General features: G+C 56.2%; 14 protein-coding genes and 1 tRNA gene. 6 read left to right on the top strand and 9 right to left on the bottom strand.

Annotated elements, in window-relative coordinates:
* Window positions 1–14 precede the first annotated feature (14 nt).
* Genes DWZ82_RS06375 through DWZ82_RS06390 form a run of 4 tightly spaced genes read right to left on the bottom strand, consistent with a single transcriptional unit; the run spans window position 15 to window position 1958 of the window.
* The gene (locus DWZ82_RS06375) at window positions 15–521 is read right to left on the bottom strand and encodes a F0F1 ATP synthase subunit delta (RefSeq protein WP_118479587.1); all 507 of its coding nucleotides are present in this window, start codon (window positions 519–521) and stop codon (window positions 15–17) included.
* The gene (atpF, locus tag DWZ82_RS06380; protein ID WP_118479589.1) at window positions 518–1009 is read right to left on the bottom strand and encodes a F0F1 ATP synthase subunit B; all 492 of its coding nucleotides are present in this window, start codon (window positions 1007–1009) and stop codon (window positions 518–520) included. The genes DWZ82_RS06375 and atpF overlap by 4 nt, the downstream gene beginning before the upstream one ends.
* Window positions 1010–1024: 15 nt before the next feature.
* On the bottom strand, window positions 1025–1240 hold the full coding sequence (atpE, locus tag DWZ82_RS06385) for an ATP synthase F0 subunit C (RefSeq protein WP_110436420.1): 216 nt from the start codon (window positions 1238–1240) through the stop codon (window positions 1025–1027).
* A gap of 31 nt (window positions 1241–1271) precedes the next feature.
* On the bottom strand, window positions 1272–1958 hold the full coding sequence (locus tag DWZ82_RS06390; RefSeq protein WP_118479591.1) for a F0F1 ATP synthase subunit A: 687 nt from the start codon (window positions 1956–1958) through the stop codon (window positions 1272–1274).
* 191 nt (window positions 1959–2149) lie between these two features.
* On the opposite strand from DWZ82_RS06390, the gene DWZ82_RS06395 reads away from it, so the two are divergent.
* The 3 genes from DWZ82_RS06395 (at window position 2150) to DWZ82_RS15565 (ending at window position 4920) form a co-directional block, all read left to right on the top strand.
* Window positions 2150–3778 carry a sensor histidine kinase gene (locus DWZ82_RS06395; protein WP_118479593.1) on the top strand — a complete coding sequence of 543 codons (1629 nt, stop codon included), beginning with the start codon at window positions 2150–2152 and terminating at the stop codon, window positions 3776–3778.
* Window positions 3779–3790: 12 nt separating this feature from the next.
* Window positions 3791–4465, top strand: coding sequence for a response regulator (locus DWZ82_RS06400; RefSeq protein WP_118479595.1), 675 nt, complete (start codon window positions 3791–3793; stop codon window positions 4463–4465).
* A 188-nt stretch (window positions 4466–4653) separates the two neighbouring features.
* On the top strand, window positions 4654–4920 hold the full coding sequence (locus DWZ82_RS15565; RefSeq protein WP_118479697.1) for an ATP-binding cassette domain-containing protein: 267 nt from the start codon (window positions 4654–4656) through the stop codon (window positions 4918–4920).
* A 286-nt stretch (window positions 4921–5206) separates the two neighbouring features.
* Here DWZ82_RS15565 and glpK read toward each other — a convergent pair whose 3' ends face one another.
* Window positions 5207–6694: a glycerol kinase GlpK gene (gene glpK / locus DWZ82_RS06410; RefSeq protein ID WP_118479597.1), complete on the bottom strand. Its 1488-nt coding sequence runs from the start codon at window positions 6692–6694 to the stop codon at window positions 5207–5209.
* Window positions 6695–6826: 132 nt separating this feature from the next.
* Here glpK and DWZ82_RS06415 point away from each other — a divergent pair, with 132 nt between their 5' ends.
* Complete coding sequence (locus DWZ82_RS06415; protein WP_118479599.1) at window positions 6827–7459, top strand: alpha/beta hydrolase-fold protein; 633 nt, start codon at window positions 6827–6829, stop codon at window positions 7457–7459.
* Window positions 7460–7568: 109 nt separating this feature from the next.
* A complete protein-coding gene (locus tag DWZ82_RS06420; protein ID WP_118479601.1) occupies window positions 7569–8984 on the top strand; it encodes an alanine/glycine:cation symporter family protein in 1416 nt (471 codons plus the stop codon).
* Window positions 8985–9041: 57 nt separating this feature from the next.
* Here DWZ82_RS06420 and DWZ82_RS06425 read toward each other — a convergent pair whose 3' ends face one another.
* From DWZ82_RS06425 to DWZ82_RS06440, 4 genes are all read right to left on the bottom strand, one after another.
* Window positions 9042–10052, bottom strand: a complete 1011-nt coding sequence (locus tag DWZ82_RS06425; RefSeq protein ID WP_118479603.1) for a hypothetical protein — start codon at window positions 10050–10052, stop codon at window positions 9042–9044.
* Between the two features lie 12 nt (window positions 10053–10064).
* Window positions 10065–11495: an MBOAT family O-acyltransferase gene (locus DWZ82_RS06430; RefSeq protein WP_147356912.1), complete on the bottom strand. Its 1431-nt coding sequence runs from the start codon at window positions 11493–11495 to the stop codon at window positions 10065–10067.
* A 24-nt stretch (window positions 11496–11519) separates the two neighbouring features.
* A complete protein-coding gene (locus DWZ82_RS06435; RefSeq protein ID WP_118479607.1) occupies window positions 11520–13529 on the bottom strand; it encodes an S-layer homology domain-containing protein in 2010 nt (669 codons plus the stop codon).
* Window positions 13530–13659: 130 nt separating this feature from the next.
* Window positions 13660–14322, bottom strand: a complete 663-nt coding sequence (locus tag DWZ82_RS06440) for a DUF4367 domain-containing protein (RefSeq protein WP_118479609.1) — start codon at window positions 14320–14322, stop codon at window positions 13660–13662.
* A gap of 799 nt (window positions 14323–15121) precedes the next feature.
* On the opposite strand from DWZ82_RS06440, the gene DWZ82_RS06445 reads away from it, so the two are divergent.
* Window positions 15122–15197, top strand: a tRNA-Phe gene (locus DWZ82_RS06445).
* The last annotated feature ends 155 nt before the right edge of the window (window positions 15198–15352 follow it).

Below are 15352 nucleotides of genomic sequence, written 5' to 3' on the forward strand. Positions count from 1 at the left end.
TGGTTTTCACCCCTTTACAGGTCATGCGCCAGTGCGCGAAGCTGTCCGCGCACGCTTTTATCGTAGGTTACGCCGTCGATTTCGGCAGTAAAGCCGCCGAGCAGCGTGTCGTCCTGCACGATTTCAAACGTAACCGCACAATAACTGTGTCGTGCGCACAGCAGTTTGGCAAGCGAACGCAGCGATTCATCATCCGGTTCGCGGGCACAGCGAAATACGCACAGGCCCTCGCCGCTGTCGCGCAGCTCAAGCAGACGAAACTGCCGGACGATCTCCGGCAGGAGCGCAAAGCGGTTTTTGTCCGCCAGCAGCAGATAGAAGTGCTTCAGCTCGCCCATCGCATCAAAATCGGGCAGGCGGGACAGCACAGCCTTTTTCTCCCGCGCACAAACGGCAGGCGAGCACAGCGCGTCCCATAACGGCGCACAATCGGTCAGATAATCGGCGGTGTGCTGCAGATCGCTCAGCGTGCAGCCGGTATGGCGCAGTGCACCGGCATACTGTACGGCGGTCGAGCTCATCGTGCGGCCTCCGTTTCTTCACGCAGAAAATCGTCGATCATGGCGCGGTCGGTGTCGCTGTTCAGCTTCTGCCGGGATACCTTGGCGGTGGTCAGCAGAACGAGAGCGGTAATCTCCTTTTTCGCGTCACGGAGCATCTGCGCCCGCTCGGATTCCCGACGGCGGGCAGCCTGCTCATCGAGTCGCTGCACAGCGGTCTGCGCCTCTGCGACAAGACGATCGTACTCCTGCTGACCGCGTGCGCGGGCATCCTCGATGATCTGTGCGGCCTCCTGCTTTGCGGAAGCAAGCTGTGCGGCGTGCGCGTTCTGCTGCTGCTCAGCCTCGGCGAGACGTTTGTCCGCCTGATCGAGCGTGTCCGACACCTGCTGCGCACGGTCATCGAGCATTTGGGTAATGGGGCCGAACAGGAATTTCTTCATCAGCACGAACAGGATGAGCAGATCAACAAACACCCAGATAATCTGCGAATTTAGATTGAGGATCATTCGATCTCACCCCGATCAATTCATGAAGATAAGCAGGATACCGATCAGAAAACCGTAGATGGCGGTTGCCTCGGCCAGTGCACAGCCGAGGATCAGGTTTTTGCTGATCTGGCCGGAGGCCTCCGGCTGACGTGCAATGGCTTCCGAGGATTTCGCGGTTGCATAGCCGATACCGAGACCGGCGCCGATGCCGGTCATAACTGCGATAGCTGCACCAATAGCAATACTCATTTTTGTGGTCCTTTCTCAGATAAAACAGTGGTTACTCAAGCGATTCCGACAGAAAAAGTGTTGTCAGGAATACAAATACGATTGCCTGTATCATACCGTCGAATACATCGAAATACAGGCTCAGCGGGATGGGCACAACGACCGGAACGGCCATTTTGACCAGCTCCATGATGACGAATCCGGCGAAAATGTTGCCGAACAGTCGCATGCAGAGCGACAAAGGCCGAATGCCGATCTCCATAATGTTGAGCGGCGTGACGACTGCAACCGGTTCGCTGAACTTTTTCAGTCCGCCGCGCAGACCGTGGAAACGGAACTGCGCGCCGTAGATCAGCAGTGCGCTCATGATCGCCAGACCGGCGGTAACGTTCAGGTCTTTGGTCGGCGGCGTTACGCCGAACAGACCGGCCATGTTCGCCAGCGCAAGATACAGACCTACCGTGCCGAGGTACGGGGCGAAGGTGCGCCAGTATCGGTCGCCCAGTGTGTCGCGGCAGAAGCTGTTGATGAAGCCCACCAGCAGTTCTGCGGCGATCTGCCGCCGCCCGGGGCGCTTGCGCAGTCCGTGCGTCAGCCAGATGGCAAGCAGGGTCAGCACTGCTATGATTGCCCAGCTTACCACAGCGGATTCCGGAACCGGTATTCCGCCGAACAGCGGAATCTCGAACGCAATATGGGTTTGCAGTTCGGCATTCAATTCCGCTTTGATTTCACCCAAAGGGCATCACCTCGTGTTTCGTTTTTGTTTTGCGGTGCCTATTGTAAAAAACTGTCGAGGTTTGCGCAAGCTTACGAAACTAAAAAAAATAAACCCGCGCAAATTGACGGGTTTGCAGAAAAATTGCCGATGGGATTTGATGAATGTTGACCAGTGTGCTATGATATAAAGTATCTTCTTAAAAGGAGTGGATGAATTTGACAAATGCGCGTTCCTCCGGCTCGCTGCACAGGCAGGTGCGTCGGATGCTGGTGCAGTGCATCACGATTGTGCTGCTGCTTGCAATGTCGGTCTGTCTGGGGATTGAGCTGCATCAGGAGGTCCGGACGCGTGACCAGCTGCTGTCCAATGCGGCGCAGATGGCGGCAGACGCGCCGCTGCTGACCGGGGATATTCGGGCAGATAACGCACAGCGGTATTTGGCGCGGACCGTACAGCGTGTATCTGAAGTGGATATGCTCGGTGTGTATGATATGGAGGGCAAGCCGACCGCATTTTACGACCTTGCCTCCGGTGCGGGAGACGTATCCGTGCTGCCGGCCTTGCGGGCAGATACCGTCAGCCGATTGTGCAGCGAGGAAAAAACGGTGTTCACGAGCGACGAGATGCCGAACGGTGCCGACCGCTGTGCGTATGCCGTCGTGCGCGATGAAAACGGACAGGCAGCCGGCATCGTCATGGCAGGGCTGTATCTGCGCTCCTACCATCGGACGGTGCTGCGCGTGCTGCTGTCCTATCTGCTCATCACGCTGTTTGCGCTCGGCATCGGCAGTCTGCTCAGCGTGCGGTTTTCTAAGCGGGTCAAGCGGGAACTGCTGGGCTATGAGCCGGACGCGTTCCGTCAGCTGTTTCTGCAGCGCATGGATATTCTGGATGCATTGGATGAGGGTCTGATGGCGATCGACGAACACAGCATGATCACCTATATGAACCGTGCGGCAGCGGATATCCTCAAGATCAAGGTGAAAGATGCACTCGGTCAGCCGTTACAGACGGTCTATCCGCGCTCGACGATGGCGCGCGTGCTGCAGACCGGAAAAAGCGAGTACAACATCAGTCTGGAGTCCATCAAGCACGTTTCGGTCATTTCCGACCGTATGCCGCTCTGGCGCGATGGAAAAATCGAAGGTGTGATTGCTATTTTCCGCAACCGGACCGAGGTTACACGACTGGCGCAGGATTTGACCGGCGTGCAGCACATTGTCGGTGCGCTGCGGGCGTATACGCATGAGTTTACCAACAAGCTGCATGTGATTCTCGGTCTGTTACAGCTGGGCGAGGACAAGCAGGCGGAGGACTATGTGCTGCATTTAACGCAGACGCGCGCACACTCGATCGGCTATATTTCTGAGCGTATTCGGGAGCCGTCGGTTGCGGCGCTGCTGATCGGCAAGGCGTATCGTGCGGCAGAGCTGGGCATCCGGTTTGTGCTCGACCCGGCGAGTGAGCTGCATGGAGACGGACAGTATCTTCCGGCGAGCAGTCTGATCACCATTCTTGGAAACCTGACTGAGAATGCGTTTGACGCACTGCGGGATGCACCGGAAAACGCACAGAAGGAAGTGACGGTCAGCATTCGCGAGGGCGAGCATGGCATGCTCATCAGCGTGGACGACAGCGGTGCAGGCATTGCTGCCGATAAGCTGGACCGCATTTTCGAGCGCGGCTTTTCCACCAAGGGCGAGGGCAGAGGCACCGGTCTGTCACTCGTCAAGGAGACCGTGGACGCGTTTCACGGAACGATTCGCGTCGAATCCGAGCCGGGAATCGGCAGCTCGTTCATCATTACGGTTGCGGAATCCGCAAACGGACAGCAGTAAGGAGGAAATCCGATGTACACAACGGTTATTATTGAGGACGATCCGATGATTACACGGCTCAACCGCCGGTATATCGAGCAGGACAGCCGGTTTGCCGTCGTGCAGACGTTTTCAGCGGCGCATCCGGCGCTGTTTTGGCTGCAGCGCAACCCGATCGACCTGATTATTTTAGATGTTTACATGCCGCAGATGAGCGGCACCGAGCTGCTGCTGCAGCTTCGCGCAGAAGGTGTGGACGCGGATGTCATCATGGTCACTTCGGCGAATGACGCAAAAACGGTCAACGATGCCGCGCGACTGGGTGCAGTGGATTATCTGGTCAAACCATTCGCATATGAGCGGTTCCGGCAGGCGCTGGACGTGTTCTGCCGCCGGAGAGAGAGCGTGCAGCGCGACAGCTTCAGTCAGGAGGCGCTCGATCATACGCTGTTTCAGGCTGCGGTGCCGACACAGCCTGTCACGCCGCCAAAAGGTTTGCAGAGTCAGACGCTTTCGCGCATTGAGGCATATCTGCGGGCTGCACCGGATACACGGCATACCAGTGATGAGATCGCATCGCATGTTGGCTTGTCAGTTGTCACTGTGCGCCGGTATATGAATTACCTGACTGAACAGCAGGTTATTGGCAGTGAGATGGATTATCGCACCGGCGGACGACCGTGTCTGGTGTATTTTCTGCGGAAATAAATCCTATATCATTCTATATAAGATGAGTGTTGTAAAAATCCTCCGTTTTACGGAGGATTTTTACTTTACATTTCCCGACCTCGATTTACAGAATTATAATAAAAACTTGATGCGCAGGCGATAGAAGCGGCACCGATTATCCGGTCACAATGGAAACCGTTGAAAACAAGAAGGGAGTACAACAGTTTATGTTAGAACTGGAGCATATTCGCAAAGCATTCGACGGCACAGAGGTGCTGAAAGATATTTCGCTGCGTATTGAGGACGATGAAATTGTCTCCATTCTCGGTCCGTCCGGCTGCGGCAAAACCACGCTGCTCAACCTGATCCTCAGCATTATCGACGCGGACAGTGGCTCCATCCGCTATAACGGACAGGATATCACATATACGCCGATGGGGAAACGCGGATTTAAGGCAATACCGCATAATTGGACAAGAGCGATTTGCGAGTAAATTTTGCGTACTGACGAGGCGCGGTTTTGCGGTAATACTTGACGTATTACCGTGAAATCGCAACAAAGTCAGGGCGCGAAATTTCCGCAAAGCGCCGCAGCTTTAATTGTGCGGTGTTGCCTTAACATTGTATTTCAGGATTATGCGCTGTTTCCCAATCTGGATGTGCAGCTGAACATCGAGCAGCTGCCCGCGTGGATTCAGGCAAATGATTAAAGCATACTGAAATACAAAACCCGAAGTGCAGGTTTTGCGCCTGTACTTCGGGTTTGTTTGTGCTGTTTTTTTAATGCTCCGCCCAATCAAGCGACCGTCCAACCGCCTTATCCCAGCCGGAGAGCAGCTTGCGGCGTTTATTCTCGTCCATCGAGGGCGCGTACAGTGTATCGCACAGCCAGAGCTGCTTCAGCTCCTCGCGGCTGTGCCACATACCGGTCGCGAGTCCGGCGAGATAGCATGCGCCGAGCGCGGTCGTTTCGCGGATGACCGGACGGCGAATCGTGCAGTCCGAAATATCGCTCTGGAACTGCATCAGGAAGCTGTCGCGGCTGGCACCGCCGTCCACCGAGAGGGAGGAAAGGGAAACGCCCGTATCGCGCTTCATGGCGGTCAGCAGGTCGTTCACCTGATAGGCGATGGACTCCTGTGCGGCGCGAATAATGTGCTCGCGGGTTGTGCCGCGTGTCAGACCGATGAGGCAGCCGCGTGCGTACATATCCCAGTGCGGCGCACCCAGACCGGTGAATGCGGGCACGAGGTACACGCCGCCGGTGTCCTTCACCTTGTCCGCGTAGTATTCCGCATCACGACTCTCGGAGAAAAAGCGCATCTCATCCCGCAGCCACTGAATGACGGCACCGCCGACAAACACGCTGCCCTCGAGCGCGTACTGCGTCTCTCCGCTGATTTGAATGCCGATGGTGGTCAGCAGGCCGTTTTCGCTCTCGCAGGCCGCGGTTCCGGTGTTCATCAGCAGAAAACAGCCCGTGCCGTAGGTGTTTTTCGCATCGCCTGCCGCAAAGCAGGTCTGACCGAACAGAGCCGCCTGCTGGTCGCCTGCAATGCCTGCAATCGGAATATCGCCGCCCGGCAGGGAAACATAGCCGTATACTTCGCTTGAGGAGCACACGCGCGGCAGCATCGCCCGGGGAATATCGAGCGCGTGGAGCAGGGTATCGTCCCAGTCCAGACGGTGAATGTCGAAGATCATCGTGCGTGCGGCATTGGTCGCGTCCGTGATGTGCACCTTGCCGCCGGTCAGCTTCCACACCAGCCAGGAATCCACCGTGCCGAACAGGATTTCCCCGCGCTCGGCCTTCTCTCGTGCGCCCTCCACATGGTCGAGCAGCCACTTGATCTTGGTGCCCGAAAAATACGCATCCGGAACCAGACCGGTCGTGCGGCGGATGTGCCCGGACAGACCGTCCTGCACCAGCCTGTCCACAATATCCGCTGTGCGGCGGCACTGCCAGACGATAGCGTTGTGAATCGGCCGTCCGGTATTTTTATCCCACAGGATGGTCGTCTCGCGCTGGTTGGTGATGCCGATGCCCGCCACATCGGCCGGAGAAACATCGGCTGCCGACAGCACCTCGAGCATAGCCGCATACTGCGTGGACCAGATTTCCATCGGGTCCTGCTCGACCCAGCCCTCGTGCGGATAGTGCTGGGTCAGCTCATGCTGCCGGATGGCGAGAATATTCTGTTCGCTGTCAAATAAGATCGCTCGTGAGCTTGTTGTGCCCTGATCGAGCGCCAGTATATATTTTCCCATAGCGGAAACTCCTTTTACTCTTTGCATCTATCATACCGTTGCGGACGCAGATTGTCAATCGCTGCAAATTTGACGGTGCGGTGCATTTTGTGGTAAAATCAGTGCGAAAAATGCATAGAAGAAGGGGATTGCATGAGAATTTATGAATACGGCGAGCCGAATGCGAAAAACGTGCTGCTGCAGCCGGTTGGGGACCACGACCTGCCGGCCATCGAGAACGAAATTCGTGAGATCAAGCGGCTGACTGCACAGCCGTTCCGTTTGATTGCTGTCAAGGTTGAAAGCTGGAACGATGACCTGTCTCCGTGGTGCGCACCGGCGGTTTTCGGTCATGAGGACTTCGGGGACGGTGCTGCAGCACTGCTCCGCGAAATCATGCCGCTGTGTGAGGACGCAGACAGACGATACATCATCGGCGGATACTCAATGGCAGGGCTGTTTGCCCTGTGGAGTGCATACCGGACCGACCGTTTTTCCGGCATTGCGGCAGCCTCGCCGTCTCTGTGGTTTCCGGAATTTCTGGAGTATATGCAGGCGCATGATCTGCACAGCGCTGCCGTCTATCTCAGCCTGGGCAACCGCGAGGAAAAAACGCGCAATCCGGTGATGTCCACCGTCGGCGACCGCATGCGGGCGGCGTATGCGCTCCTGCAGGAGAAAAACGTAAGCTGCACACTGGAATGGAACAGCGGCGGGCACTTTCAGCAGCCGGACCGCCGCACGGCAAAGGCGTTTGCGTGGGTGCTGGAACACTTATTTTGTTAAGGCATAACTTGTACTTGAGAAGTTTGTCGGATTCCTGTATAATAATAAATAAATGTTACCGGTTGACTACAACCGGTAACGGAAGTACTTTGGAAAGGGAATAGAAATTATGTTGGAAACGATCAACTCCGTTATCGCAGCAATATCAGGCGTGCTGTATCAGCCATGGTTTGTGCCGTTGTTTCTGGTAGTCAGCGGCATTTACTTCACGTTCCGATGCAAGTTCATCCAGATTCGTCTGTTCAGGGATGCGTGCAGGGTCATCATGGAGAAGCCGGAAAGCGAGGGAAGCATTTCCTCGTTCGGCGCACTCATGATCTCCACCGCGTCGCGTGTCGGCACGGGCAACATCATCGGTGTATCCACGGCAATCTGCCTCGGCGGACCGGGCGCTATCTTCTGGATGTGGGTAACCGCACTGCTCGGCGGTGCAACCGCCTTCATCGAGTCTACGCTCGCGCAGATTTACAAAAAGCGTGCACCGGACGGCAGCTGCTACGGCGGTCCTGCGTACTACATGCGCGATGCACTCGGCAAGCGCTGGATAGGTGTCATCTTCTCGGTGCTCATCATCCTGATCTACGCAGTCGGCTATAACATGCTGGCGGCGTACAATCTGCAGTCCACATTCTCGGTGTTCAAGTTCTACCATCCGGTTATCACGCCGGCGTTCATCGGCGTCATTCTGGCGTTCCTGTTCGGCGTAATGGTACTCGGCGGCGCAAAGCGTCTGGCAAGCATCACCGAAATCCTTGTTCCGTTCATGGGTATCCTGTATGTACTGGTTTCGCTGCTCATTATCTGCCTGAACATCAGGAATGTACCGGGCATGTTTGCGTCCATCTTCCGCAACGCATTTGACTTCCAGTCCGTGATGGGCGGCTTCTCCGGCAGCTGCATCATGTACGGCGTGAAGCGCGGTCTGTACTCGAACGAAGCAGGTATGGGCTCTGCACCGAATGCAGCCGCAACCGCATCTGTTTCCCATCCGGCCAAGCAGGGTCTGGTGCAGATGCTGTCCGTATTCATCGACACGCTGCTCATCTGTACGGCAACGGCGTTCATGTGTCTGTCCACCAGCGTTGTTCCGACCGAGGAAATCGCCGGTGCGGTTTATGTACAGAATGCTATCGCATCCACGCTCGGTACGGCAGGTCCGGTGTTCCTTGCTGTGGCGATGATGCTGTTCGCGTTCACCACGCTGCTCGGCAACTACTCATACTGCGAGGGCTGTCTGGAGTTCATCCTGCATCGCAGCATCAAAAAGCATGAGCTGCTCCTCTTCCGCCTGTTTGCTACGGCCATCGTGTTCATCGGTGCGATTGCAAACGCCGGTCTGGTCTGGGATACTGCGGATATGCTGCAGGGTATGATCGTCGTAGTCAACGTGCCGACCATCCTGATTCTTGGCGGCACGGCCATCAGGTGCCTGAACGATTACGTCGCAAGCCGCAAGCGCGGTGAGAATCCGGTATTTCATGCGAAGAACATCGGCATCAAGGAAGAAACTGATTTCTGGAAATAAGCGCATAAGCAAAGGACTGCTGCACAAGGATAAAACCTGTGCAGCAGTCCCTTTTTGTTATGCGCTTGTGTCCTCCTGTGGCGGATTTGCCGTTAAATCACGGAAATGCTGCAGGCGTGCCGTCCACAGCACGGTATCCTGCGGTTCATCCGGCGAGATCGAGAGATTGTTCTTCGTCCAGTCCGCGAGAAACGCACTGAATTTCTCCGCACCGACACAGTTGTAATGCAGTGAGTCGTAGAAGTCGCTTTCCGGATCTGCGGCAATCTGCGCGGTGTAGTCGCTGCAATTCAGTGTCGATACACCCTCGCGTCCGTCAAACTGCGCGGTCAGCCTGTCCCAGTCAGCGTCGTGCAGACGCTTTGTCGGAGCACGGTACAGCACCAGCTGAATATTGTTCCTGCGGCAGAGCGCGTAAATATCTTCGAGGGCATCCATGTTGCGTGCCCAGTCCTCCGGGGCAATATCAACCGTTTCGCAGTCGTCCGGACCCTTGTCCGTGCCGCCGGACAGAAAGGTGTAGCCGGCCAGCATATCCTCGGTGTACGGCTGCACGTCCTCGCTCTTGAGGGTCGTCCAGCGGTCGTGATAGAAGTACAGCGGAAACAGCAGTCCCTTGCGGACCTCGGGTTCGGCATTAAAAAAGGTCGCGTGCAGACGATTGATGCCCCACGGCATCTGACCGATGTTGGTCTTGGTGAAGCCCATGTATTGGTGGAACGCTATACCGGTGCACTCCACGAAAACCGCTTTGGGTGACTGCGTGCGCAGGCTTTCCTTTAAGTAATCCAGTGTCAGCGGAAGCGGCTGCTCGGGTCCGGCCTGCACAAAGGCGGTCAGACCGGAATTTTCCCAGTATACGGCAGGTACCACATCGCAGTAGGTGACGGACGAGCCGAAGAACAGCACATCGATCGAATCCGTCTGCTCCTGTTCGTACATGCCCCAGACCGAGCCGTAATCATGCTGCTGCGGTGTGAGATAATGGGTCGCACCGGCGAGGATACCGCCGAGCACTGCCGCAGCGGCGAGGAAGGCCGCCAGTTCTCTCTTGAAAATATGTTTCACGGCGATTCCTCCTTAAAACTGGAAATAGACGAATTCCTGCGGGTTAAATCCGGTGCCGTACGCGCCGCAGACGGCCGTCACTGCCAGCAGGATAACCCAGACCGCGTACCGGAGCCAGACGGTCTCCAGCAGCTTTTCCCGCAGCGGGAACCGGTCACCGATGATGTCGGTCAGCACCAGTCCGATGAGGCTCACGGCAAGCACATGCAGCGCACGCTCGGTCAGACCGAGATGTGTCAGGTCAAGCGGGAAGCATGCGCCTGCTGCCGTCACGATGCGTTTGATGATAGCGCACGCATGCGAAGCAGAATCCGCGCGGAAGAATATCCACGCAAACGTGGAAAGGCCGAAGGTGATAATCACACGGATGATCTGCAGCCAGCCTGCGTCCCACGGAATGTGCAGTGCAGCGCACAGGCGCTGCTTTGCCGGTGTCAGCAGGCCGCCGATAACCTGAAAAACGCCGAACAGCAGTCCCCAGAGCACATATTTCATGGCGGCACCGTGCCACAGGCCGCTCAGTGCGAACACGATCAGCACGTTGATGTAGGTGCGCGCTTTGCCTTTGCGGCTGCCGCCGAGCGGGAAATATAAGTAGTCGCGGAACCAGGTGGACAAGGAAATGTGCCATCTGTGCCAGAATTCCTTGGAGCTTTGCGCCATGTACGGTGCGTGGAAGTTTTCCATCAGCGTAATGCCGAACAGCCGCGCGGAGCCGATCGCCATATCGGAGTAGGCGGAAAAGTCGCAGTAGATCTGCAGGGCATATGCCACTGCGGCGAACGCCAGCTCCAGACCGGAAAACTGCGCCGGGTCGGCGTACGCGGTGTTGACCAGAATCGCCAGATTATCTGCGAGCAGCACCTTCTTGACTGTGCCCTCGATCAGCCGTTCGGCGGCAAAGCGCACATCGTCCGCGTTTGCGCGACGCGGCTGTTTGATCTGCGGGAGCAGGCTCTTCGAGCGCTCGATCGGGCCGGACAGGATTGCCGGAAAAAAGGTGGTGAACAGCGCAAAATCGAGGAAATTGCGCTCGGCTTCACGACCGCGGTACACGTCGATCATATAGCCGCAGATGACGAACGTGTAGAACGAAATGCCGATCGGCAGGGCCAGCTGCGGCAGACTGAGCTGCACACCGGTGCAGCCGAGCAGCTCTCCGAAAAAGCCGAGGTATTTGAATAACCCGAGTGCGCCGAGGTTGAGCACAAGCACCAGCGTGAGCAGACCGCGCTTACGCTCGGTGCGTTCCAGCTTTTGCGCCGCAAAGAAGTTGAAGGCAACGGTCAGCGCCAGCAACGGCAGAAATTTCACACCGCCGATGGCGTAAAAACAGATGCTCAGCAGCAGAAGAAAGGGTTTCTTGGCCTTCTGTGACAATGGGTGGTAAATGAGTGCGCCTATCACCAGAAAGACGATATAAGCGAATGAATTTGGTGTCACGTTTATTTCTCTCCGTCCCCGAAATTATTTGTTGTAGCCGGTCACGCCGTTTTTATTCATCCAGGTCAGCTTGACCTGAAGCAAACGGGCGATCGCCGGATTTTCCTGACCGTGCCGGACTGCATACAGCCGCTGCAGCTCAAGCAGGTCATTGTAGGTCAAATACGGATAATCCTGCCCGGAACAGGTGCCGTCCGGCTTGTAGGAGTAGTTCAGATCACCGTCCGGCTTGTACCACAGCAGTTCGCTCTGCTCAATGCCGCGCACCATGCGGTCAGCGAGAACGGCGTAGCTGTCCTCATTCACTGCGTCTGCCATCCGGTACAGGAATTCGGCTTCGGCGGCATGATGGTTGAGCGAAGCGTGTGTCGGCGAGGACTCTCCGTTCGGGTGCCAGTAATCCTGCACGAGCCATCCCTCGTCATCGCCGGCCCCGAAGGTGAAGTGATGCTGCTCGGCAAAGCTGACGAGAAAATCCGCATATTTGCGGGTCTTGTCCAGCCAGCCGGTCACACCGAAGTTTTCGGCTGCGTTGATGTTCGCCAGCCAGAAATCCGTGTTGAAGCGGGTGTCGTAGTAGCCGGGTTCGATGCCGTAATCCGTCTTGAGCCAGGTGCTGCCTGCCTGAGAGGGGATAAAGCCGTACTCGTTCTGCTGCTCGCGCATCAGGTCGATCATCGCCAGACCGATCGCGCGGGAGGCCGGCTGATCGGTGTCGTTTGCCATCTTGCCGGCAATATGTGCCGCCGGAAGCGAGTAGAAATAGTTCTCATCGAACGGATAGTAGGTCGAAGGTGCGATATAGTAGTAGCCGTTGTAGCACCAGCGGTTGGTGCCGATCAGGCTGTAGTTCGCCCAGCGGCTGAGCATGGACGGGTCGCTCCAGTCGATGAGCGTCTGCTGAGAAGTCAGCAGCAGATAGTCACTGTAGGTGCCCTGCGTAAGAGCCGCGACCTGTACGGAGAACCGGAAGCCGGAAGCTGTCCGCTCGATTTTCAGAGAGCCGTTTTTGCCCGGGAAATACTCGATCATGCCGTTGTCTCGCGCGGCATAGGTCATCGGCGTGACGAGAATGCTGTCCGCGCCGTCCACCCGCAGGAAGTACATGCCGCTCGGCAGCGTACCCGCAGTGAGCGGCTGCTGTTTCCACGAGGACGCTGCGGTGTCGTACCAGCGAACCGTGCCGGACGTGCCCTTCATCTCAAACTGCGCGGCTGTGTGTGCGGGTGCGTCCAGCACGGCGGCAGAGTGTCCCATCTCGACCGCGCAGCCCTGACCGTCCGTGTAGCGGCGGGTCGCTCGATGAACTTCGGTCAGGTCCTGTTCGGTCTCGCTGCGCGTCACGTCGCCCAGTTTGGTGGTGAAGGCTGTGTAGGAATGGGTCTGCGGCGGCTTCGGCGCATCGGTTTCCCGCTGCTGGTAGGAGACCATCGGTGCAAAACGCTGCAAAATAGTCGCCAGCTGTGCGCGGGAGACTGTGCGCTGCGGAGACAGTGTGGTCGCGGTCGTGCCGGTGATCAGTCCCTCGGCGTTGGCCCACTGCATGGCGGCCTGCGCATACGGATGAATCGAAGAAGCATCCGTGTAGCCGGAGAGCACGCTTTGTGCCGTCACATCCAGCTTTTTGTATTCGGCAAAGCGGTACAGCATAACGGCGAACTGCTCGCGCGTAAGTGAGGTGCCGGGGCGAAATACCGTGTCGCTGTAGCCGGTGATGATGCCATTGGACACACCCCACCGAACCGCGGTCAGGAAGGACGCGTCCTCCGCGACATCCTGAAAGGTAAGCACTGTGTCAGCCACAGGCGCATGCTCCATGCGGTACAGCGCCTGCACCAGACAGGCGCGGGTCGCAGGTGCATCTGCGGCAAAGGTGTATTCCGAAATGCCGTCCATCAGATTGGACTGTACGGCGAATTCCATGGCCTGCTCGGCCCAGTGCGGCTTTAGATCGGAATAATCGGCGGCAGCGGTGCCGGTCAGCATCGAAAGACTGAGCATTACGGCCGCCGCGGTATAGCGATGTTTTTTCAAAAGAGTAAACCTCCGTGATTGTTTTCGCGCAGAAAATCATGCGCGTGGTTTATACACTTTCACAATTTATCATTATAACACCGCGGCAGGGCAGGCCGCAATAGCAATTCTTTGCAATATCAGCAGAGAATCACTGCAGATTCTCGATGAGTTTACGGCAGGTATCGGCGGACAGGCTGCTGTACAGGTGATAGACGATGTCATCTTGCGTCCAGAGGAGCGTGACCGTGCCGTTTTTCTCGATCATCGTAACCGGACTGCCGTGCAGAGCAAATTCGGTAACAGATGCGTTTTCCGTGTCTACAAACTTGTGTGCCTCTGAAGTATCTGTAATCCGGGTGCAGGTCAGGTCAAGAAAATCGGTAGTGCTTTCGTAGGTGACGGTATAGCCGTTGGGCGTGCTGCGCTCATCGGTTTTGTGCATGGCATCCGGCAGGCCGGACAGAACCGGCGGCGTGAACGCCTTGCTGCTGGTTTCGGACGGCAGGGCAGACGAAAAACGATAGTCGGTCAGGTCGTTAAACACGCGCACGACAGTATTGATTAGCGATACGCGGTATGACTCTACGCTCATCGAGCAGCCGAACGAAACCGCAGCGGAAAGCAGCAGAACAGCGGCCGTGCGGCGCGCAAGACGAAGGCTCCGGTTGAACGCCGCAGAGTGCTTTTGCGCACGCATCAGACGGCGCATTTCGCGCCGGAATTTTCGGGAGAAACGGTGCTCGGGCAGCGCATCCGGCGTGCAGGCTTGCAGCCACAGTTCGCGCGCTTCGGCGGCCTGCGCGGACAGCATTTGGACTTGTCTGCGTCCGAGTCGATCATTGCCAGATAGAGAAACATTGTTACGCCTTCCTGCCTGTTATTTTAGCAGATTATAGCATATTGTGCCTGATTATGCAATCTGAAGAACGGATTTACAGGCTGTTCTTCTCATGTCGAAAAAATTTCTAGGGCAATACCGCACAATTAAAGCTGCGGCGCTTTGCGGAAATTTCGCGCCCTGACTTTGTTGCGATTTCACGGTAATACATCAAGTATTACCGCAAAACCGCGCCTCGTCAGTACGCAAAATTTACTCGCAAATCGCTCTTGTCCAATTATGCGGTATTGCCCTATTTTTTTGCGGAAGAGTGTCACAAAACCGGAAGGGCATTCGTCTATATAGTATGAGCAGGGCAGGAGAGCCGGAAAGGAGGGATTGCGTGGATAGTGAAAACTGGACTTGATTGATTCACAAACCAGCCTGTTGGCTGCCGTGCCGGCCAATGACGAGATTTGCAGAGAACGCTATCCGACATTTCAAATGGCAAGGCAGGCGGCAGACAGTATAAATGACCAGACATACATAAAGGAGGCGCGATTCAGTTGAACTATTTTGGGCTGCACCGTGTGGCTGCTCCCGCATGAAAAGGATAGAGCGGCGGACTTGTTGTGGGGACAAATCCGCCGTAAAACGGAAGAGAAAAGTGATACAGTCGCAGACTGAGCTTCTGTGACTGTTTTCGCCTGCTTGCAGAATATACAAAGAATTTTGAAAAAAGTTGTTGACATTTCCGAGGGAATATAATATACTAAACAAGCGCTGTAAAAACGCCTCTGTAGCTCAGTCGGTAGAGCAGGGGACTGAAAATCCCCGTGTCGGTGGTTCGATTCCGCCCGGAGGCACCATTTTTTAATGAGTGCCATTGGCACTCATTAAAAAATAATACCTCCGTGCTGAGAAATCGAAAGCTGGCTCTTGGAAATATGCCGGTGGCATATTTCAACCAGCGTGGCTTTTTCCGCAGAAAAAGCGATTCCGCCCGTGAGCGTTAAACCCGAAG

It is taken from the genome of Butyricicoccus sp. AF35-5AC, assembly GCF_003477715.1.
In the GTDB taxonomy this organism is placed as follows: domain Bacteria; phylum Bacillota; class Clostridia; order Oscillospirales; family Butyricicoccaceae; genus Agathobaculum; species Agathobaculum butyriciproducens.